General features: G+C 40.4%; 17 protein-coding genes and 2 pseudogenes. 12 read left to right on the top strand and 7 right to left on the bottom strand.

The features are described 5' to 3' along the window. Nucleotides 1-3: 3 nt before the first annotated feature. Nucleotides 4-303 carry an AzlD family protein gene (locus GBI16_RS01230; RefSeq protein WP_086207858.1) on the bottom strand — a complete coding sequence of 100 codons (300 nt, stop codon included), beginning with the start codon at nucleotides 301-303 and terminating at the stop codon, nucleotides 4-6. After that, nucleotides 300-1,046: an AzlC family ABC transporter permease gene (locus GBI16_RS01225; RefSeq protein WP_086207857.1), complete on the bottom strand. Its 747-nt coding sequence runs from the start codon at nucleotides 1,044-1,046 to the stop codon at nucleotides 300-302. Before GBI16_RS01225 ends, GBI16_RS01230 begins: the two co-directional genes overlap by 4 nt. Before the next feature lie 163 nt (nucleotides 1,047-1,209). Between GBI16_RS01225 and GBI16_RS01220 the strand changes: the two genes are divergently transcribed. Continuing rightward, complete coding sequence (locus GBI16_RS01220) at nucleotides 1,210-1,665, top strand: Lrp/AsnC family transcriptional regulator (RefSeq protein ID WP_086207856.1); 456 nt, start codon at nucleotides 1,210-1,212, stop codon at nucleotides 1,663-1,665. 145 nt (nucleotides 1,666-1,810) lie between these two features. Here the strand turns inward: GBI16_RS01220 and GBI16_RS01215 are convergent, their stop codons facing one another. Beyond that, nucleotides 1,811-2,218: an Lrp/AsnC family transcriptional regulator gene (locus GBI16_RS01215; protein WP_151706364.1), complete on the bottom strand. Its 408-nt coding sequence runs from the start codon at nucleotides 2,216-2,218 to the stop codon at nucleotides 1,811-1,813. 132 nt (nucleotides 2,219-2,350) lie between these two features. Between GBI16_RS01215 and GBI16_RS01210 the strand changes: the two genes are divergently transcribed. Beyond that, nucleotides 2,351-2,896, top strand: coding sequence for a cysteine hydrolase family protein (locus GBI16_RS01210; protein ID WP_151706363.1), 546 nt, complete (start codon nucleotides 2,351-2,353; stop codon nucleotides 2,894-2,896). 72 nt (nucleotides 2,897-2,968) lie between these two features. On the opposite strand, the pseudogene GBI16_RS01205 reads toward GBI16_RS01210, so the two are convergent. Then, a pseudogene (locus GBI16_RS01205) lies at nucleotides 2,969-3,477 on the bottom strand (hypothetical protein). Between the two features lie 427 nt (nucleotides 3,478-3,904). Between GBI16_RS01205 and GBI16_RS01200 the strand changes: the two are divergent. From GBI16_RS01200 to GBI16_RS01185, 4 genes are all read left to right on the top strand, one after another. Further along, entirely contained in the window at nucleotides 3,905-5,071 is a 1,167-nt protein-coding gene (locus tag GBI16_RS01200) for an ATP phosphoribosyltransferase regulatory subunit (RefSeq protein WP_086207852.1), read from the top strand. A gap of 69 nt (nucleotides 5,072-5,140) precedes the next feature. Beyond that, complete coding sequence (locus GBI16_RS01195; protein ID WP_086207851.1) at nucleotides 5,141-6,460, top strand: adenylosuccinate synthase; 1,320 nt, start codon at nucleotides 5,141-5,143, stop codon at nucleotides 6,458-6,460. A 209-nt stretch (nucleotides 6,461-6,669) separates the two neighbouring features. Continuing rightward, nucleotides 6,670-6,975: a hypothetical protein gene (locus tag GBI16_RS01190; RefSeq protein ID WP_151706362.1), complete on the top strand. Its 306-nt coding sequence runs from the start codon at nucleotides 6,670-6,672 to the stop codon at nucleotides 6,973-6,975. Nucleotides 6,976-7,159: 184 nt separating this feature from the next. Further along, nucleotides 7,160-7,933, top strand: a complete 774-nt coding sequence (locus GBI16_RS01185; RefSeq protein WP_086207849.1) for a M48 family metallopeptidase — start codon at nucleotides 7,160-7,162, stop codon at nucleotides 7,931-7,933. 182 nt (nucleotides 7,934-8,115) lie between these two features. Here GBI16_RS01185 and GBI16_RS01180 read toward each other — a convergent pair whose 3' ends face one another. Next, the gene (locus GBI16_RS01180; protein WP_151706361.1) at nucleotides 8,116-9,165 is read right to left on the bottom strand and encodes an NADP(H)-dependent aldo-keto reductase; all 1,050 of its coding nucleotides are present in this window, start codon (nucleotides 9,163-9,165) and stop codon (nucleotides 8,116-8,118) included. Nucleotides 9,166-9,348: 183 nt separating this feature from the next. Further along, nucleotides 9,349-10,056 (bottom strand): cAMP-activated global transcriptional regulator CRP, encoded by a 708-nt coding sequence (crp, locus tag GBI16_RS01175; RefSeq protein WP_086207848.1) that lies wholly within the window; start codon nucleotides 10,054-10,056, stop codon nucleotides 9,349-9,351. Between the two features lie 147 nt (nucleotides 10,057-10,203). Between crp and GBI16_RS01170 the strand changes: the two genes are divergently transcribed. The 4 genes and pseudogenes from GBI16_RS01170 to GBI16_RS01155 all read left to right on the top strand — a co-directional run bounded on the left by GBI16_RS01170 (nucleotide 10,204) and on the right by GBI16_RS01155 (nucleotide 16,415). Next, nucleotides 10,204-10,626 (top strand): OsmC family protein, encoded by a 423-nt coding sequence (locus GBI16_RS01170; protein WP_004982311.1) that lies wholly within the window; start codon nucleotides 10,204-10,206, stop codon nucleotides 10,624-10,626. A gap of 390 nt (nucleotides 10,627-11,016) precedes the next feature. Further along, complete coding sequence (gene clpB, locus GBI16_RS01165; RefSeq protein WP_086207846.1) at nucleotides 11,017-13,596, top strand: ATP-dependent chaperone ClpB; 2,580 nt, start codon at nucleotides 11,017-11,019, stop codon at nucleotides 13,594-13,596. A gap of 237 nt (nucleotides 13,597-13,833) precedes the next feature. Next, nucleotides 13,834-15,120, top strand: coding sequence for a DUF945 family protein (locus tag GBI16_RS01160; RefSeq protein ID WP_086207845.1), 1,287 nt, complete (start codon nucleotides 13,834-13,836; stop codon nucleotides 15,118-15,120). A gap of 140 nt (nucleotides 15,121-15,260) precedes the next feature. Then, a pseudogene (locus GBI16_RS01155) lies at nucleotides 15,261-16,415 on the top strand (IS4 family transposase). A 100-nt stretch (nucleotides 16,416-16,515) separates the two neighbouring features. Here GBI16_RS01155 and rlmKL read toward each other — a convergent pair. Then, nucleotides 16,516-18,720: a bifunctional 23S rRNA (guanine(2069)-N(7))-methyltransferase RlmK/23S rRNA (guanine(2445)-N(2))-methyltransferase RlmL gene (gene rlmKL / locus GBI16_RS01150; RefSeq protein ID WP_086207844.1), complete on the bottom strand. Its 2,205-nt coding sequence runs from the start codon at nucleotides 18,718-18,720 to the stop codon at nucleotides 16,516-16,518. 230 nt (nucleotides 18,721-18,950) lie between these two features. On the opposite strand from rlmKL, the gene GBI16_RS01145 reads away from it, so the two are divergent. Together GBI16_RS01145 and GBI16_RS01140 are read left to right on the top strand one after the other, a co-directional pair. Then, the gene (locus tag GBI16_RS01145) at nucleotides 18,951-19,304 is read left to right on the top strand and encodes a hypothetical protein (RefSeq protein ID WP_110975262.1); all 354 of its coding nucleotides are present in this window, start codon (nucleotides 18,951-18,953) and stop codon (nucleotides 19,302-19,304) included. Between the two features lie 287 nt (nucleotides 19,305-19,591). Further along, nucleotides 19,592-20,608 (top strand): aspartate carbamoyltransferase catalytic subunit, encoded by a 1,017-nt coding sequence (locus GBI16_RS01140; RefSeq protein ID WP_086207842.1) that lies wholly within the window; start codon nucleotides 19,592-19,594, stop codon nucleotides 20,606-20,608. Nucleotides 20,609-20,617: the final 9 nt, after the last annotated feature.

Below are 20,617 nucleotides of genomic sequence, written 5' to 3'. Positions count from 1 at the left end.
AGTTTAGATGAGCACGGTACGCAATAATGCCGCGCTCAGCATACTAATCACAACCGTTGGTAAGAGTGAAAAGCGTGAAGCTGCAAGCAAAGTGATAGCAATAGCGAGTAGATCTGCGACATTGTCCTTCACAAAATAAGGCGCAATCACTGAAATCAGTACGCAGCCTGGGACAACTTCTAAAATTTTCCGCTGTTTATTGGTAAGTGTTTTATTTTTCAGCAAAACATAGCCCAATATACGTGTCAGATAAGTGGTGGCTGCAACCAATAAAATTGCAACAAGAGTCGTGCCGTGAATCATAGCTCATCCTCCTGAATAAATATGAAAGCAGAGGCGATGCCACAGATTGCCCCAATAGGCACATACCAACCCGTCGGTAAATATAAATAAGCAATCGCTGCACTAATGAGACTAACCAGCCAAGGGCGTGCGGCGCTGAAGCCTTTCCACATGCCACGCAATAAAACCAGAAATACCGCAGCAAAGGCCATATCAAAACCGTAACTATGTACATCTCCAAGTAAAGGACCAAGAATGGCACCTAAACTGGTAAAACTGACCCACATCAAGTACAGAGCAAAACAGATGCCTGCGTAGTAAGACATGCTAAAGGCCTGTTGTAGCCCAAATCTTTTCTTTTGTTCTGCATCGGCAAGAGCTGCTGCCCAACTTTCATCACACATGAAAAACAGAGCAGGGAAAACCTGTCGATTGGGTAAATGGCGTAAATAGGGCACGAGACTTGCACCCATGAGTAAATGACGGCTGTTGACTAGAAAAGTAATGAAAATTAAAACGAGAAAATTTGGTGGGTTGGTCCAGACCTCCAGCACAGCAAATTCGGAACCGCCCGCAAAGTTTAGGCCAGTAAAGAGTGGGACTTCTAAATGGCTAAAGCCTTTTTGAGTGGCTTGTGTTCCCAAGACCAAAGCAAAAGGAATAATGCCCAGCAGCATCGGGATAGACGTTTTAATTCCACGTTTAAACTCGACATAATCGCTGGAATCATTAAGTTCCTGAGTCGTATTTCTAAAGGAGAGCATTTTAAATCGCCTATACGTGCTATGTTTTGGTGCGGTAGGTGAATAATTTTAGGGTTTTTCCGAAGATATTTTTTACTTTATTTAGCTTAATATTAGGGTTGTTTAGCATAATATGCTGTAATTGGTTAAATATGAGCAAAATTATGCTTTAGGGATGGAATTTATGGACCAAACAGATAAGCGCATATTACAAGTACTACAAGTCGATGGAAAACTTCAAAATAATGAGTTGGCTCAGCGCATTGGACTATCTGCCTCACCGTGTTTAAGACGAGTAAAACAGCTAGAAGAAGATGGGATTATTCGGGCTTATGTGGCGTTGGTTGATCCTGCCAAGGTGAATTTGCGATTGACCGTATTTGCACGGATTTGGCTCAAAAGTCAGGATCCGCAAACTGTGAACCAATTTGTCGAGTCGATTCGTGAAGTTCCAGAAGTGGTTGAATGCCATTTAATGGCAGGGGATTGTGATTTCTTTTTACGTATTGTAGTTGCAGATTTGGATGCCTATCGACAGTTTCAAATTCACCGTCTGAATAAAATTCCCAATATACAAAGTATAAAAACAGAAATTCCGCTGCAAAATATTAAACAAACGACTGAGTTACCCTTAGCTTAACGGGTTTAGTCGTGATGTATATTATCCAAGTTGAGTGCAAGCGCGATTAGAAACCTGTTCTGCAAATCAAAGGCGATTTTCCGCTTGGCAAACTTGATCACTACTCTGTGGGCTTCTACGTGAAAGGATGAGTTGTGAGTTAAATTTATAGCTCAATCGTTTTGACTACGCTGTCTACGGAATATTGTCCCCATGCGGAGAGCTGTTCAATAAAGTCATTCAATTGTCTTTGATGAAAGTGGCAGGTCAGCATATAGCATGCGGAGCCACAAATTTTATATGCATATTCAATTTGATCAAACTGTGCTAAAAAAGTTTCAAACTGTCCAAATTGATTATTTTCCATCATGATTCGAATAAATTGGGTCGTCTCATAATTTAAATCAACCGTATATTTTTGAATGAGACCTTCGTTTTGCATTTTTGCAATACGATTTCCTACCGCTTGACCTGTGCGATGAACCAATTCACCAATGTCTTTATGACTTAATCGGGAGTCATTTTTAAGAATCTTTAAGATTTTTAAGTCAATTGGATCTTGATTTGACAGCATAGATGATCGTTCTTTCACTCTGAAAACATTTATAGATACATTTTTTCATATTCAACTGCAAGAGCCGGTTTATTTTACTTATTCTATGGCATTGATACATCAGACTGAAATGAAGATGAGAGGGTGATTTAAATGAATAAAACAGCACTAATTATTATTGATGTTCAAAATGATTATTTTCCACAAGCTAAGATGGCGCTATATCAGGCTGAGCTAGCATTAAAGCAGATTAATCTTTTGGAAGACGCATTTTTGAAAAATAAACAGCCAATTATCTATATTCAGCATATTTTTAATCAACCTAATGCCCCATTTTTTGAAGCGGGCACGTTTGGTGTTGAATTACATTCAGACTTGCAATTGACAGCAGATTCAATCGTGGTTGAAAAACATTATCCGAATAGTTTTTTTGAAACCAATCTAAAGACGGTGTTGGATCAGCTTGGTGTTGAAAAATTAGTGATTAGTGGCATGATGACGCATATGTGTGTAGATGCAACTTCCCGTGCTGCCGCGGAGTTTGGCTATGATCCAGTGGTTATTGCAGATGCAACAGCAACACGTGATTTGAGTTATGCCAATAAAACTGTGCAAGCAGAGGATGTACAGACTGCATGTTTAGCAGCTTTTCAAATGTTTTCGACGGTGGTGTCAGTAGATGAGTATTTAAACTCATAATTCTTAGATTTGAGTTGCTATGTTGAGGCAAAAGTACACAAGTGATTGGACGTGTACTTTTGCATTGACAACTTACTCTTCGTTTAAAAAGCCTTCTTTAATTTCTTTAGGCAGATCTGCATGCCACCATGCATAAATACTGGCTTTAATTTCTTCATCTTCTTCCGGATCATTTAACGGTTCATCGTCTTCGCGGACAAGCTCGTCTCCGTCGAACTTAAACCAAAACTCCCACGGATCATCATCGCCACAGCCCCATGCTTGTGTGTGAATGTCTGGAAGCAAGGCTTTCAAGAAGAATAAAATCGCTTCAATGAACTCATCGCCTGCTGAGCCATGAACAAAATGGGCAACTGAATAGCCTGCAATAGTGCCTAATGACTCAGGCCCAGATCAAACTCGATGTTATCAATCGTATTTAAAATATCTTCAGCCAGTTCAACACCATGTTCAGGGTTAATGTCACAGGTTAAAGTCGTAAATTGGCCTGCATCACCACGATGTTCTTGGAACAGCCGGTCTAATTTTGCCATGATTTGAGCATTTGCATGCTTGTAATATAAGTTGCTGTGCAATTCCATCAAACGTTCCCCAAGTGAAAATAGTGTGATTAAAATGGTCTATATAATGTGGTGTTGTATTTATTCTTGCTGTTGAATTGAGCAGGAGTATAAAATAACTTGCTTTTTTCGCAAGCAGTCTGTTAATGGGAAATAAAATATAAAACAATGTTTTAAATGATTTTTTTCAATATGTGACATGCTTCGGTATAGTCAGCAGTCGTTTGAGTTGCGATTTTGAGATGATTTAAAATCTAGTTAAGAATGAATGATTCAAAAGCAACAGATTTTATAGCGCGCTGGTTGTTAAAGTTGAAACGATAAATTAAATTTTCCGAAATTGTCTAATGCACAGCACATTGTATCGTGATAGACTAAGAGAAATCGGGTGTGCCCCGATTTTTTTATGCGGATTCGTTCCGCGCTGACAAGATTTTAGGTTTACAACATGCCCATTTCAGAGACATGGTTATTACCTGATGGTGTAGCTGATGTACTGCCAGAACAGGCGCAAGTGATTGAAACTTTGCGTCGTCAAGCATTAGATTTCCTCGCAACACGAGGTTATCAGTTGGTGTACACGCCATTCATTGAATATATCGAATCGTTATCTTCTCTTTCAGAATCGAATCAAGATTTAGACTTAGCCACCTTTAAAGTCATTGACCAGTTATCTGGTCGTTTGCTTGGTGTGCGTGCCGATATGACACCACAAGTGGCTCGTATTGATGCGCATGTACATCCAGTTGAAGGCGTTGCTCGCTATTGCTATGCAGGAACAGTCCTACATACCAAACCACAAGGCTTTAATACCACACGTGCGCCTTTACAATTAGGTGCTGAGTTATTTGGTTCAGATAGCATTGATGCTGATGTTGAACTGATCGACGTGATGATTAGCTTACTTGCGAAAGCAGGCTTTGCAGATGGTATTCACTTGGACTTAGGTCATGTGGGCTTATTCCGTAGTTTGGTGAAAGTTGCAGGCTTAAACAAAGCAACTGAACGTCAACTCTCTGATTTATATCAACGTAAAGCATTGCCAGAGTTGGCTGAATTTACTCAAGATTTGAACTTTGGTGCAGACTTTTATACTTTAGGGCGTTATGCAAGTGACTTAGATGCTTTGCAAACGCATTTAAGTGCAGCAGTGATTGCCGATGCTGAGTTTAAGCAAGCTTTCGACGCATTAAAAACCACACAGTCTGAAATTCAAGCGCGTTGGCCAAACCTACAGATGGGTATTGATGTGGTTGAACTTCGTTCATATCACTACCATACGGGCTTAATGTATGCTGTTTATGCGCCTAATCGTGCTGCGCCATTGGCACAAGGTGGGCGTTATGACGGAATTGGCGAGCACTTTGGTCGTGCACGTCCAGCGACAGGTTTTAGTTGTGACTTGTATGCGCTTAGCGCAGGGCGTTTTCAGCAAAACAGTTTAGTTGTTGCGCCGAAAGGAACACAAACAGATTTGCTCCAAGCGATTGAACACACACGTGCCAAAGGCATGAGCGTGATTCAACTTTTGGGTCAGGATGATTTAACTACACTTCCATATGCGACGCACCAATTGGTGAATGTTGCAGGTCAATGGACTGTAGAACAGATTTAATCACTTCTTCAGGTCAGTTAAAGCCTGAAAAGTTCTTCAATTTTAACAGCATGATGCAATGAGGCTATTATGGGCAAGAATGTTGTGGTACTCGGTACCCAATGGGGCGACGAAGGTAAAGGTAAAATCGTCGACCTGCTCACAGATCAAGCGGCTGCGGTCGTTCGTTATCAAGGCGGACATAACGCAGGTCATACACTTGTCGTTGGTGGTAAGAAAACTGTATTACACCTCATTCCATCTGGTATTTTACGTGAAAACGTACTGTGCTTAATTGGTAATGGTGTTGTACTTTCTCCTGAAGCGCTCATCAAAGAGATGGACATTCTTGAAAAAGAAGGCGTGCCAGTTAAAGAACGTTTACGTATTTCACCAAACTGTCCATTGATTTTGCCAAACCATATCGCATTGGATCAAGCACGTGAAATTAAGCGTGGCAATGCAAAAATTGGTACAACAGGTCGTGGTATTGGCCCTGCGTATGAAGACAAAGTTGCACGCCGTGCAATTCGTGTTGCAGACTTGGTACGTGGTGGTGAGCATCTTAAAGCTCAACTGACTGAATTACTTGAATACCATAACTTCCAATTAACCCAATTCTACGGTGTAGAAGCAGTTCAATTAGAAGATGTGCTTGCGCTTTGTGATCAATGGCGTGAAGTGGTTGCACCACTCGTGATTGATGTTACAGGTGAGTTGCATAAATACCGTAAAAATGGTGACAATATCATGTTTGAAGGTGCTCAAGGCTCACTTCTTGATGTTGACCATGGTACATACCCGTATGTAACGTCTTCAAACACCACAGCTGGTGGCGTAAGCTCAGGTTCAGGTTTGGGTCCATTACACCTTGACTATGTATTAGGTATCACAAAAGCATACACGACACGTGTCGGTGCAGGCCCGTTCCCAACTGAGTTGGTTTACGATGCTGCAAATGACGTAGGTGACGCTATTGGTAAGCACTTAGGGACGATTGGTTCTGAGTTTGGTGCATCTACTGGTCGTCAACGTCGTTGTGGTTGGTTTGATGCGGAAATCTTACGCCGTTCTGTGGAAGTCAATTCACTCTCAGGTATTTGCTTAACTAAACTAGACGTTCTTGATGGTCTAGAAGAAGTGAAAATCTGTGTAGGTTATGAAGCTGCTGATTCTGGTTGTGTTGGTTCTTCTGATGCGTTGGCATTTGAAACTTTAAAACCAATTTATGAAACGATGCCAGGTTGGTCTGAGTCTACTTTTGGTGCGAAATCAGTAGATCAGTTACCACAAGCAGCAATCAACTACGTTAAACGCCTAGAGCAATTAATTGAATGTCCAATCGACATTATTTCTACTGGTCCAGACCGTGAAGAAACAATTATCTTGCGTCATCCGTTTGAAGCTTAAGCGCTAAACACCCATTAAAAAACCCTGCCTTTGTGCAGGGTTTTTTAATGGGTGTTACAGGAGAAAGTTAGGCATTAAGCTTATATTTAATATGGATATAAACAGTTGAACTACTATAGTTTTCCAGACTAAAGTTGCATGAATAAGCACGACATCATGTATAAGTGCTTGTTAGAATAAAATTCAAGATAAACAGATGAGCAGGCAGGATGCAAAAGAATATCGCAGGAACTATTTTTTACTCACTACTTTTTGCTATGGGTGGTGCGCCAACAATCGCGATGATGATTATTCAGGGGCAAACCACTGATCCTGATGTTATTTATAGTGCGCTGATTGGGCTGTCTGTGATTATTGCTTGTATTTTGGTGCCAATTATTCTTATTCAAAATGCATTTTTATTTGCTAAACGTAAAAGTCAAACGCTTGAAGAAAAAATTAAGCCATTAAGCCATCTATATTTGGGCTTAAATATTCTGTGTCTGGTCTATTGGCTTCTGATTCAGTTTCTGTAATAACTTTAAGTTTGGAGTCTGACATTTGTTGTGAATTTGGCTTTGTTGAATATGCATAGTGATGAAGCTGTTTTTACATAATTGCTATGATAAAACATGCTTATGATATTTAACACTTTAGATCTATTCATTATAATTCAACACATTATGTGAAGTGCTTTAAAATGGATGGAGTTAAGCCATAATGAAAAATAAAATATTAATGAGTCTGTGCGCAGCAACGGTGGTCACCATTTCTGGTTGTGCAACTTTTGCGGAGGTTGCAGGTGCGGATACAGCAACTTTAAATGCAGCAGCAACTCAAGGTTTTAACAAAACTGTAAATGAAGCAAAAACCAACAAAACTTTGGACACTTCATCGAGCACGTACAAGCGTATTTATGGTGTATTCAATCGCTTGAAGCCTTATGCTGATCAGATGAATCAAACAGGCACTCGATTTGACTGGCAGTTGGCTGTACTTAAGTCAAATCAAGTCAATGCTTATGTAGCGCCTGGTGGTAAGGTGGTGTTCTATACGGGTATTGTGGATAAGTTGAACCTTACTGATGCTGAAATTGCAGCAGTGATGGGACATGAGATGGTGCATGCTTTAGAAGAGCATTCAAAGAGTAAAGTTGGTGCGCAAGCATTAACTGACTTGGCTTTGGGTATTGGTCTCAGTGCTGCTGGCGTGGGTCAAACTGGGACAGCTGCGGCGCAGTTAGGTAGTCAGATTGGTATTGGCCTGCCGTATTCGCGTAGCTTAGAAAGCCGCGCAGATGAGGGCGGTTTAATGTTGATGGCGCGTGCAGGCTATAACCCACAAGCGGCAATTAGCTTATGGGAGAAAATGAATAAGCTCGATGGGGCTGGTGGTTCTTCATTCCTTTCGACGCACCCATCAAATAGTCAGCGTATTGAAGCGATGCGTAAGAACTTAGCCGCTGCACAAGCAGTTTATAATCAAAGACGTTAATTTCTTTTTGAGCAAAAAAGGACGCTAAAGCGTCCTTTTTTAATATCAGTTTAGGATTTTAAAAAATAATAAATTATTTGTGACAGGTGAAGTAGTGATTCAAACATTACACTTATCACCCCAATAGAAGCAGTACAGATATAGTCTGAGTCATACAACAAAGCAGTGCTTTCTTGTATGACTTAGGGTGCTGGGTTTGGCTGTTGCTGATGAATGGCTTGAATACCTTGTAAAACCTCTTCTGATAAATCAATCTCAAAAGCTTGAATATTTTCTTTTAGTTGGTTTAAGTTTGTTGCGCCAATAATGGTACTGGTCACAAAGAACTGTTGTTTGATAAAGGCTAAAGCCAGTTGTGTAGGTGTTAAACCATGTTGTTCAGCCAGTTGAGCATACTGTTCCGTTGCCCATTCACTCTCAGGGTTGCTATAACGACTAAAGCGACTAAAAAGAGTCACTCGAGCATTCGCTGGGCGCGCACCATTGCGGAATTTTCCCGTGAGGTAACCAAAAGCGAGTGGGGAGTAGGCGAGTAAACCAACGCCTTCATATTTCGCAATTTCAGACATCCCAATTTCGTAAGTGCGGTTGAGTAAGTTGTAAGGGTTTTGCACACTTACAAATTTAGACAGACCAAGTTGCTCTGCAATCTGTAAAAATTTCATGGTTCCCCATGGCGTTTCATTAGACAAACCAATATAACGGATACGACCTTTTTGAATTTCAGCTTCGAGCGCAAGTAAAGTTTCTTCTAGAGATGTTACGGTTTTGGTGCTGTGAGCTTCATCATTTTCATAGCCTAATTTGCCGAAAAAGTTGGTCGGACGTTGTGGCCAGTGTAATTGGTACAAATCAATATAATCGGTCTGTAAACGCTTTAGATTGCCATCTAGAGCAGAAGAAATGTCGTTGGCATTAAAACGGGTTTGTCCGTCACGAATATGACTGCCACCTTGAGATGGGCCAGCAATTTTAGAAGCTAAAAAAAGTTTGTCACGTCCCCCACGCTGCGCAATCCATTGTCCAATAATGACTTCCGTTGCGCCTTGCGTTTCAGGCTTGGGTGGAACTGGATACATTTCTGCAGTATCCCAAAAATTGATGCCTTGTGCTAAAGCATAGTCAAGTTGCTCAAAGGCTTCAGCTTGCGTATTTTGTTCACCAAAGGTCATGGTGCCGAGACAAATTTCATGAACCAAAATGCCTGTATTGGCTAAGGGTTTAAATTGCATTCAACATTTCCTTTATGGACTGTGCTTTGGGGTCGAATAAGATTAAACAATTATCAACAGTAGGTTAAATCACTATTTTTACAAAGTTTGTCACGATTTTGTCAAAGCAGTTACGAATTGAAGGCATAAAAAAAGCAAATCCGAAGATCTGCTTTTGGCTGTATCAGCTACGAAGAATAAATTTTATTCTTCGTCATCATAATCTTCAGCATGGGCTTTGGATTCTTCTAAAGAGGCATCAAAAATTAAGATAGCTTTACCATCAGTCTCAATCATCCCTTGGTCTTCTAATGTTTTTAAAACACGACCAACCATCTCTCGCGAGCAACCAACGATGCGACCGATCTCTTGACGTGTAATACGGATTTGACGGCCATTAGGTAAGATCATTGCTTCTGGTTGAGCAGATAAGTCAATAAGACAACGTGCAATACGACCTGAAACATCAATAAATGCAAGGTCAGTGACTTTACGCGTGGTGTTTTTTAGACGACGCACAAGCTGTGCAAAAACTGCATAGCTGAGGTCTGGGTATTGTTTGCTCAATTCATGGAAGTTTTCATAAGTCACTTCAGCAATTTCACAAACGTCACGTGTACGTACTTCAGCAGTACGCTGTGAATTTGCTTCGAATAGACCCATTTCACCAAAAAAGTCACCCGCATTTAAATACGCAACAACAATTTCGCGTTCATCGTCTTCACGCAAAATAATAGAGACCGAACCTTTTAAAATCAAATATAACGATTTAGATTCTGAGCCAGCATCTACGATCGTTGTGCGCTTTGGATAACGATTAATATATGCGCGTTTTAATAGTGCTTTCACTGACTCTGGGAGTTGACCTGGAGACAGCGCATCAGTGCTTAATTGTGAAAAGCTTGAAGTCATGCTAACGGTTCCGAAAATGGATAAATTATAGATCGCACAGACCTAGAGTGAACTTGTCACACAGTCAGAGCTGAAATTCCTTATCAACTCAATTTATGGTAGTGTACAGGTACTTCGTCAATTTATAGCTTTTTTTAGGTAGTTGCAATGCAAACAACTGTTCATTGGTTAGAGAATGTTGCTTTCGAAGCAAAAACTCAAAGTGGTCACAGTGTCATCATGGATGGTTCACCCGAATATGGTGGTGAAAACCGTGGTCCAAGACCAATGGAATTGATCCTGACAGGACTCGGAGGTTGTGCTTCTTTTGACATCGTGACTATCCTTAAAAAATCACGTCAAGAAATAACGGATGTTCGCTGTGAACTCAAGGCAGAGCGTGCAGATAGCATCCCCGCAGTGTTCACAAAAATTCACTTACATTTCGTGATTACTGGTCATGCAGTGAAGGAAAAACAAGTCGCAAAAGCTGTGGAATTATCGGCAGAAAAGTACTGTTCTGCGAGCAAAATGTTGATGGATGGTGGCGTAGAAATCACCCATGATTTTGAGATTATTGAAGCAAATTAATCCCTGACTTTTAAGTCATTTGAGGCTGATCTGATGATCGGCCTTTTTCATGCTTCACGCTTTTGTTTTCATTCCGTAAACTGGTACACAGTTCGTTACATGGATAAATAGAAAAAAGAGTTGTTTGTTTGTCTAATAATTGATCAAATGATTTTAAGTTTAGCCCATTTAAATCAATCGGCCATTTCGCTTTGACAAAAAATGCAAGCTTATGCTTGAAAAATGTACATAGTGAACCCATATTATGATTAAGTTCTATTTGTTTATTGTTAAGACAAACTAATGAAAAATAAAATAAAATGTAGAAAAGTTAATTAAATTTGAATTGAATTCTGAGTAATCGTTCCCATATATCCATCAAGTTCAAAATTTGTTGTGAGGAAAACAAGAATGCGATTTGAAAAATTCACAAACCGCTTACAGCAAGCTCTTTCAGATGCTCAATCACTTGCAATGGGGAAAGACCATACCGCAATTGAGGGAATTCATATTTTATCAACCTTGTTGGAAGAAACCTCAAATCTGAGTTTGTTGCAACAAGCAGGTGCTAATCTGCCTGAATTACAAGCCAAATTAAAGCAAGCCCTTGCTGATGCGCCAACCCTGTCGAATCCGACAGGTGATGTCAACCTCAGTGCAGATGCAGTCAAAGCATTGAATTTGGCAGATAGTTTTGCGCAAAAAGCAGGTGATGAGTTTTTATCTACTGATTGGGTAATACAAGCTTTAGCTGAAGTAGGTGCAACCAAAACCTTATTAAATAGTGTGGGTGTTAAACCAGACCACCTGCGCCAAGTCATTTTAAAAATTCGAGGTGATGAGAAAGTCATGAGCAACAATCATGAAGATCAACGCGATTCTCTGAATAAGTACACGATTGATTTAACTGAGCGTGCATTGGCAGGGAAATTAGATCCTGTTATTGGGCGTGATGATGAAATTCGTCGTACCATCCAAGTGTTGTCACGTCGTACTAAAAATAACCCAGTGTTGATTGGTGAACCTGGGGTGGGTAAAACTGCAATTGTAGAAGGTTTAGCTCAGCGAATTATTAACCGTGAAGTGCCTGAAAGTTTACAAGGTAAACGAGTTTTATCTTTGGACTTGGGGTCTTTGCTTGCTGGTGCTAAATACCGCGGCGAGTTTGAAGAGCGCTTAAAAGCAGTATTGAAAGATTTAGCAAAACAAGATGGTGAAGTCATTTTGTTTATTGATGAATTACACACACTGGTAGGCGCAGGTAAGGGCGAGGGCGCGATGGATGCAGGTAATATGCTAAAACCTGCTCTCGCACGTGGTGAGCTACGTTGTGTGGGTGCGACGACCTTAGACGAATATCGCCAATTCATTGAAAAAGATGCCGCATTAGAACGTCGCTTCCAAAAAGTCTTGGTCGATGAGCCGAGTGTAGAAGACACTATTGCGATTTTACGTGGCTTGAAAGAACGCTATGAAGTGCACCATGGTGTAAAAATTTTAGACTCTGCCATCATTGCAGCAGCGAAAATGTCACATCGTTACATCACCGACCGTCAATTGCCTGATAAAGCGATTGATTTGATTGATGAAGCAGCTTCTCGTATCAAAATGGAGCTGGACTCTAAGCCAGAAGCTTTGGACAAACTTGAACGTCGTTTGATTCAATTAAAACTGCAACTTGAAGCAGTGAAAAAAGATGAAGATGCCGGTAGTCGTGCGGAAGTCGCTCATCTTGAAAAGCAAATTAGCGAAGTTCAACGTGAATACAATGACTTGGAAGAAGTTTGGAAAGCTGAGAAAACTTTAGTTGAAGGCACCAAACAAGTTCAAGCTGAATTGGATCAGGCTCGTATTGCGCTGCAAAAAGCGCAGCGTGAAAATGACTTGGGTGAAATGTCGCGTCTTCAGTATGGTGTGATTCCTGAGCTGGAAAAACGTCTCAATGAAGAAGAAGTGGTGGAGGAGAAAGAGGAGCCGAAACTACTACGTAACAAAGTTACTGACAACGAAATTGCAGAAGTTGTTAGTGCTGCAACGGGTATTCCTGTGGCAAAAATGATGCAAGGTGAACGTGAGAAACTTCTCCATATGGAAGAGTTCTTGCATAATCGTGTCGTTGGGCAGAATGAGGCTGTGGTTGCAGTATCCAATGCGGTTCGTCGTTCGCGTGCTGGCTTATCTGATCCGAACCGACCGAGCGGCTCGTTCTTATTCTTGGGTCCAACGGGTGTTGGTAAAACAGAATTGACTAAAGCACTGGCAAACTTCTTGTTTGATAGTGATGATGCCATGATTCGAATTGACATGTCTGAATTTATGGAAAAACACTCGGTCAGCCGTTTGGTGGGTGCGCCTCCAGGTTATGTGGGGTATGAGGAAGGTGGTGTCTTAACCGAAGCTGTGCGCCGTAAACCGTATAGTGTGGTGTTATTTGATGAAGTGGAAAAGGCACATCCAGATGTGTTTAACATCTTGCTCCAAGTATTGGATGATGGTCGCTTAACAGATTCGCAAGGTCGTGTGGTTGACTTTAAAAATACTGTAATTGTGATGACATCTAATCTTGGTTCAAGTGATGTACGCGAGTTGGGTGATAATCCATCTGATGAAGAAGTGCGAGCAGTAGTCATGAATGCCGTGACACAACATTTCCGTCCAGAGTTTATCAACCGTATTGATGAGTTGGTGGTGTTCCATTCACTCAAAAAAGCACAAATTCGAGGTATCGCAGATATCCAGTTGGATCGTTTACGTGCTCGTTTGGTTGAAAAAGACATGCGTTTAACAGTCGATGATCATGCTTTTGATTTGTTGATTGATGCTGGTTTTGACCCTGTATATGGTGCGCGTCCACTGAAACGTGCCATCCAACAGCAAGTTGAGAATAGTTTGGCGCAAAAAATATTGTCTGGTGAATTTGTTGCTGGAGACAATATTGTTGTCACAGCGCAAGATGGTCAACTCAGCTTCGATAAAGTAAAAATGAATTAACCATTCAAATGATTAATTTTATTTGTTGAGATTAAAAAACCCAGCTTCGGCTGGGTTTTTTATGGCAGGATAGAAGTGTTAGAAGGTGACATTTTTAAGCATAAATGTGACGTAGGTTTTCACATTTATGTGATGAATATGGCATCTAAGTGCTTTATTTGCAAAATAATTATCTTTATTTAAAAATTGTCTTTATAATTTATTTTAATAAAAAGTAAATAAATTGAGATAGAGAAAATGAGTCAATTAAAGTGGGGTGTTGGGGGCGTATTGACGCTGGCTGTGGTCGCAGTTGGTGGTAATCTTTATGCAGATAAAAGCCTAAAGGCTTATTATCAACAGGGCACTAAACAATCGAATAATTTGAATTTGCAGTATCAACAATTCCAAATGGGTGCTTTAAAAGGGAGTGCGAAATGGAGTGCCGAATTAGTATCAGATCCGTGTAAACCCAAAGACGTGGTTAAATTAAGTGGTCAAGATAATATTCAGCGTAGTTGGAATGGGTATGCGATCCAGTCGGATATTAAAATTACTCAGGCATCAGGAGCACTCCAATCTTTGTTGAAGGAACCACTCAAAGTTGATACGAAAGTCAATTGGTTAGGCACCATGAATAGTGTATTGACTACACCAGTGATTACCCGCAATGAAGCTCAACTCCAGTCTAGATTAGATCCAATGACGTTGCGGTTTCGAGCAAAGCCGATAGAACAACAGCTTAAGATACTGGATTTACAGCTTGAAATTCCAAATTTCACGATTACCGAGCCCAATATGCATATGCAAATGGTGGGGTTAAAGCTAGCAACCAACCAAGGGCTCAATGGTGAATATCTTGAAGCAGGTGAAAGCAAAATCCAGATGGATCTGCTGAAAATGTCAGATCGAGATATCAATAAACCCATTAGTGCTGAAATTAAAAATTTTAGTCTAGAAACGCAAAGCAAATTGACGGATCGGGTTTTAAACACTGAGATGATGCTACGCTTAGATGAAATGAAAATGCCTGCCGCACCTGCAATTCAAAACCTACAGTTTAATTTTAATGTACTCGATGTGAATCGACAAAAAATGCAGGCGCTGTTTGATATTGTGGCGAAAAGTGAAAATAGTTGCTTAGCCAAAGAGACTGTGGAAAAAGATATGGAGCCTGCTTTATTAGCCGTGATCAATGAAGGTTTCCGCTTTGAATCCAAAGAGAACCAGTTTGCTATCGGAGATGGTGTTGCTCAGGCGAATGTGACGGGGCGTATTATGCCGAGTCACCAATCGACTGTGATGGGAATGGTGAAAATGATGCCAAGTTTAATGGAATATAAAGCAGATGTTCAGTTTGATAAAAATATGATCTCGCGCATCATGAATAATTATCTGCAAAAAGGCGGGATAACGATGTCTGATCAAGAAGTTGAAAGCATGCTTTCGACAATGCAAAGTTCAGGTCAGGTGAAACGCGAAGGTAATACTATGAAAATGTCAGTTGAATACAAATATGGGCAAACCAATTTTCTCACTGAATAATGCAAAATATGTTGCTGTAGCAAATAAAAGGGGACGTATTTCGCACTGCTGTCCCATAGTTAGACTTAAATAAAAAACCTGAGTCCAAAGTAGTTAAAATATAAGTGCGAACAAACACTTCAACTACAAGGATTCAGGTTTTGTCACATCAGAATACTGTATTTCATCAATTACTCAAACCCATTTTGAGACAAGATTTTGAACGTCTTGCAAAACAATACCATCAAGGACAAAAATTAAGATCTGCAACACGATGGGATCAATTTATTGCTATTTTGATGTCTCAATGATCATGTCGTCAAAGCTTAAGAGACATTGAGTCTAATCTCGAATCACAACAGGAAAAGCTTTACCACCTTGGCGCCAAAAGAATTGCACGAAGTACGCTAGCAAGAATCAATGAAGAACAACCAGCTAGCTTGTATCAACAATTGTTTATCCAATTACTTCAACATTGTGAAAATTCCAAGATTGCTCATAAATTTCGATTTTAAAATCCATTATATTCACTTGATGCGAGTCATATTGATCTTTCACTGTCATTGTGTGAATGGGCAAAAGTACATGAGTCCAAAGCCAGTATAAAACTTACAGTTGGGTTAAATCATAGCAACACCATTCCTGAATTTGTTGCGCTTGGTGATGGTATTGAAAATGACATGGTACAAGGTCGACGACTCAAATTCCCACCTGGAAGTATCATTGTATTTGATAAAGGGTATGTTGATTATCAGTGGTTTGCAGACATGACCAACCAAAAAGTCAGCTTTGTCACTAGGCTGAGACCAAAGACAGTTTATGAGGTGAAATCAAAACAAGATGTGTTCGTCAGTAAGGGGATTCTTGCGGATGAATATATTGAGTTGAGTAGTGATTATGCTAAAAAGCGTGGTGCACCTAAGCGATTAAGACGTATAGAGTTTTATGATACTGAAAAGAAAAGGACATTTGAATTCCTAAGCAACAATTTTCATCTCGCTGCATCAACCATTGCTGCAATTTATAAAGATCGGTGGAAGGTAGAACTATTTTTTAAAGCGATCAAGCAAAACCTAAAATTGAAATCGTTTTTAGGCCGTAGTCGCAATGCGATCCAAACACAAATATGGATTGCCTTAATTGCCTATTTACTGGTGAGTTTTGCGAAACATATGGCGCAGGAAGGATGGAGTGTTCAAAGATTATTAAGAATTATTCAGGTGAACTTATTTGAAAGGAAACCATTGAAGGCTCTGTTTTTACCTGACAAAAAGTGGAATAAGCAAGAAGAACCTCAGCTGAGGTTCTTCTTGTGATATTTATGGGACAGCAGTGACGTATTTCGTCCCTTTTTATCTTTGAAAATTGTCCATGTAAAATTTAATGAAGATGAAATCAAGTTTCATCTTTAATGCATTAATTTTTTGGATGGGTGATTTTCCATGCCCGATGGATTTTTTGATTACGTTTGAAATCAGGCCCAATGGTTTCACTGGTGATTTCTTCGACATCAAAGAATGCCAAAATTTCTTCGTCCATTTCAAAGCCACGGTAGTTGTTTGAAAAGTACAAAGTGCCATCTGTGGTTAAACGGTTCATGGCGCGTTTAAGCAATGATAAATGGTCACGTTGTACATCAAAGGTACCGTAGAACTTTTTTGAGTTTGAGAAAGTTGGTGGGTCAATAAAGATCAGATCATACTGTTCATGACCTTCTTTCAACCATTCAAAACAATCGCTGGCAAAGAACTGATGTTGTTCATCGGCATGATCGACCGTTAAGCCATTCAAGACGAAGTTTTCTTTAGACCAACTCAAATAGGTGTTTGACAGATCGACGCTGGTTGTACTTGCCGCACCACCTAAAGCTGCATGTAAGCTGGCTGTAGAGGTATAACTATACAAGTTCAAGAAGTGCTTACCACGCGCTTCTTGTGCGATGCGTAAGCGGATTTGACGGTGGTCTAAGAACAAGCCAGTATCTAAGTAATCAGTTAAGTTAACTAAGATTTTTGCTTTGCCTTCTTGCACGATAAAACGTTTTGAAGCCGTACTTTGTTTGGTGTACTGGTTTTTACCTTCTTGGCGAGCACGTGTTTTGATAAAGATCGCATCACGGCCTAAACCTGTTACAGCACGAATCGCCTGTAAAGCGAGATTGAAACGTTTCTTGGCTTTTTCAGGATCGATTTTTTTCGGTGGTGCGTATTCTTGTACATGTAAACGTTCGCCATACAAATCGACTGCAACGTTAAAGTCGGGAAGGTCAGCATCATATAAACGTAAACAGTGAATGTTTTCTTTTACCGCCCATTTCTTTAAGGTCTGCATGTTCTTTTGTAAACGGTTAGCAAAGTCTTCAGCGCCTTCAATTGCTTCAAACTGCTGAGGCTGCCAAGTTTCTAAGAACGGCTTGATCACTGCAACAGGTTTCACGGAACCTGAACGCACGTAAATTGGCAGTTTACCATTCATCAAACGCATGGTTTGCGGGTCATTCAGCGCCAATACATCGGCTTGTTCAACGGCTGCTGCGATAACCGCTGCGGTCTGATTTGGGAAGTTCTTTTGCAGTAATGCGGACAAGCCTAAATATAAAGCACGGTTAGAGGCCTTATCGCCTAAGCGCTCACCATAAGGCGGGTTGGTCACAATAAAGGCTGTTTTTCCTTCTGCTTCGAAGTTTGGCCAATCTGCCAAAGTCCGTTCTTCGATTTGAATGTGGTCGAGTAGACGTTCAAATCCTGCAGCGATGATGTTTTGTTTGGTGGCTTTTACTGCTTCCCAGTCAGCATCAAAAGCATAGAACTTAGGGAGCGGTTGCTCCAAAGCTGCTTGATGGCGATCAGCTGCTTCCGCTTTGATGCTCATCCATAGTTCGTGATTATGACCATTCCAACCATTGAAACCGAAACGACGGACTAAGCCGGGTGCACGGTCTGTCAGCATCATCAACGCTTCAATAATGAATGTCCCTGAACCACACATTGGATCGAGGAAAATATCGGGTCTTTTTGACAGCAGTTTGGCTTTTTGTAAAATCGCAGCCGCTAAGTTTTCTTTAATTGGGGCATCGGTCATATAACGACGGTAGCCACGTTTATGCAGTGAGTCACCAGATAAGTCTAAACAGTAGGTGTGTTCAGTTTTGCCTGCGAGTGCATAAATGGTAATTTCAGGTTGCTTAATGTCAATACTTGGGCGCTTACCCACAGCTTCCATAAACGAATCGACGATACCGTCTTTTACACGTAGCGTTGCAAACTGGCTGTTGACCTTAATTTCACGTTCAATATGTAAACGTACAGCAAAGGTACTTTGTGGTGCAAAAATCAGAGACCAATCAAAATTGATTGCACCTTCATAGAGCTCTTCAGCAACATCACGTGCATCATGACTACGTTCTAATTCGTGGACGTGAATAGGCGTGAGTACACGTGATGCAAGACGCGACCACATACAAATGCGATAGGCATGCTCAAGAGTGCCTTTGAAAACTAAACGCCCAGGGAAACGTTCAATGTTTTGAACACCTAAACCTTCTAATTCTTCTTGGAGTAAGGTTTCTAACCCATCAGCACAAGTAACCCAATAGCTGCTTAAACGTGAAGCGGTATTCATAAATTTGAGAGACCAAAATAAAACAAAATAAACTCGCTAAAGTTTAACGTATTTTGCCTCTGAATGGTTTTTTTAATGTGCTTCTAGCTTTAGGAAATAGCAAAATAAATGAATTGCCATGTGAACAATAACGTTTTTGGTACGCATTTTGCTAAATCCTTGCAAGTTTAATTTATTGAATGATTTTTATAAGTCATCAGTAAATATTTTTCATTTGAAAGGGGAAGAATATGTCGACCAAGTTAGACCGAGGTGTTGTAAGTCATGCTGATACTTTTTCAATTGCAACTTTACTTTACGCACGTCTGCGCCGCGTATCGGGGCGCGTAATTGATGTGCTTTATTTAGTTGAAAATCCAAGTTATGCGCGTCAAATGGCGGAGTTGGCTTTAAGCACAGAGGATGCCGAATTGATTCGTTTGGTGAGCCGTTTAGATAGTGTTATGGACTTATTCAACTATGAGGAACCAGAAGCTATCGAGAAACCAAAAAACATGAATAACAGTCGCTATGAGTCAGGAGCAACCGAAGAAGAAATTTACCGAGCTCAAGTGTCGCATCACTATATTGGTGCTTTACGATAACAATCATTCAAATTTGATCAGCTCTCGAAAGAGGGCTTTTTTATAGCGATGCGAAACGTATCGGTGAAAGAATGTGCAATGTGCTAGATGATCCTCAATGGATTTGAGTAAAATTTTGAGAAAATAGATGCTAAAAAATGTTTAATTTAACTAATTGAAATAATAAATAAGAATTTCATAATCTTAGTTTTGAAGCCGATGATAATTAAGGCAATTGTTTTAAACTGAGGTCCAAATTAAAAAGAAAATCTGTATAATGCGTTAACTTAACGTAGAAGGAATCTCTCATGCACTTGGCAGCACTGCATACTCCGAGTCAGATTCAACTCAACCAAGATGGTCATCTCAAACACTTCCTTACCATCGAAGGTCTTTCTAAAGAAACTCTTACAAAAATATTGGACACTGCGCAGTCCTTTTTTAATGACCAAAATCAGCTGATGACGAACAACCTCTTAGAAGGTCGAACGGTCATGAATCTCTTCTTTGAAAACTCAACCCGTACTCGTACCACTTTTGAAGCTGCTGCAAAACGTCTTTCTGCAAATGTATTAAATATTGATATCGCACGTTCGAGTACTTCCAAAGGTGAGACGCTAAGAGACACTTTGTGGAACTTAGAAGCGATGGCGGCAGATATTTTTGTGGTACGTCATTCATCGTCAGGTGCCGCACATTTCATTGCCCAAACTGTTTGTCCACATGTCGCAATTATTAATGCAGGTGATGGTCGTCATGCACATCCAACACAAGCCATGTTGGACATGTTAACCATTCGCCGTGAAACTAAAAAGAAATTTGAAGATATTTCAATTGCTATCATTGGTGATATTAAACATTCACGCGTTGCACGTTCAGATGTTGCTGCATTACAAACTTTGGGCTGTAAAGACATTCGCGTGATTGCACCGAATACACTGTTGCCCTATGGTTTTGATGAATATGGTGAAGGTGTACGCCTCTTTAATAACATGGAAGCAGGGATTAAAGACTGCGATGTGATTATTACTCTACGTATTCAAAATGAACGTATTGATTCGCCTGCGCTGTCATCTCAAGCTGAATTTTATAAAATGTACGGTTTAAACAAAGAACGCCTTGCGATGGCAAAACCTGATTGCATCGTGATGCATCCAGGACCCATGAACCGTGGTGTAGAGATTGATTCCAGTATTGCCGATGGCCCACAGTCGGTGATTTTAAATCAGGTGACCAACGGGATTGCAGTACGTATGGCAGTTTTGGCGCTTGCAATGCAAGGTCAACTGCAAGAGCAAGGTTTGTTAGACGCGATTGCGGTGTAAGGAAATAAG

It is taken from the genome of Acinetobacter sp. TUM15064 (assembly GCF_008980265.1).
Taxonomy (GTDB): domain Bacteria; phylum Pseudomonadota; class Gammaproteobacteria; order Pseudomonadales; family Moraxellaceae; genus Acinetobacter.
This window is presented reverse-complemented; position numbering and strand designations above follow the sequence as displayed.

Bases quoted from the DNA above. Each gene is read 5' to 3' on its own strand.
- GBI16_RS01180 (WP_151706361.1), bottom strand. From the start codon at position 9,165: ATGCAATTTAAACCCTTAGCCAATACAGGCATTTTGGTTCATGAAATT.
- GBI16_RS01170 (WP_004982311.1), top strand. From the start codon at position 10,204: ATGCAAACAACTGTTCATTGGTTAGAGAATGTTGCTTTCGAAGCAAAA.
- GBI16_RS01140 (WP_086207842.1), top strand. From the start codon at position 19,592: ATGCACTTGGCAGCACTGCATACTCCGAGTCAGATTCAACTCAACCAA.
- GBI16_RS01210 (WP_151706363.1), top strand. From the start codon at position 2,351: ATGAATAAAACAGCACTAATTATTATTGATGTTCAAAATGATTATTTT.
- GBI16_RS01160 (WP_086207845.1), top strand. From the start codon at position 13,834: ATGAGTCAATTAAAGTGGGGTGTTGGGGGCGTATTGACGCTGGCTGTG.
- GBI16_RS01215 (WP_151706364.1), bottom strand. From the start codon at position 2,218: ATGCTGTCAAATCAAGATCCAATTGACTTAAAAATCTTAAAGATTCTT.
- crp (WP_086207848.1), bottom strand. From the start codon at position 10,056: ATGACTTCAAGCTTTTCACAATTAAGCACTGATGCGCTGTCTCCAGGT.
- GBI16_RS01185 (WP_086207849.1), top strand. From the start codon at position 7,160: ATGAAAAATAAAATATTAATGAGTCTGTGCGCAGCAACGGTGGTCACC.
- GBI16_RS01230 (WP_086207858.1), bottom strand. From the start codon at position 303: ATGATTCACGGCACGACTCTTGTTGCAATTTTATTGGTTGCAGCCACC.
- GBI16_RS01220 (WP_086207856.1), top strand. From the start codon at position 1,210: ATGGACCAAACAGATAAGCGCATATTACAAGTACTACAAGTCGATGGA.
- GBI16_RS01190 (WP_151706362.1), top strand. From the start codon at position 6,670: ATGCAAAAGAATATCGCAGGAACTATTTTTTACTCACTACTTTTTGCT.
- GBI16_RS01145 (WP_110975262.1), top strand. From the start codon at position 18,951: ATGTCGACCAAGTTAGACCGAGGTGTTGTAAGTCATGCTGATACTTTT.
- GBI16_RS01225 (WP_086207857.1), bottom strand. From the start codon at position 1,046: ATGCTCTCCTTTAGAAATACGACTCAGGAACTTAATGATTCCAGCGAT.
- GBI16_RS01195 (WP_086207851.1), top strand. From the start codon at position 5,141: ATGGGCAAGAATGTTGTGGTACTCGGTACCCAATGGGGCGACGAAGGT.
- rlmKL (WP_086207844.1), bottom strand. From the start codon at position 18,720: ATGAATACCGCTTCACGTTTAAGCAGCTATTGGGTTACTTGTGCTGAT.
- clpB (WP_086207846.1), top strand. From the start codon at position 11,017: ATGCGATTTGAAAAATTCACAAACCGCTTACAGCAAGCTCTTTCAGAT.
- GBI16_RS01200 (WP_086207852.1), top strand. From the start codon at position 3,905: ATGCCCATTTCAGAGACATGGTTATTACCTGATGGTGTAGCTGATGTA.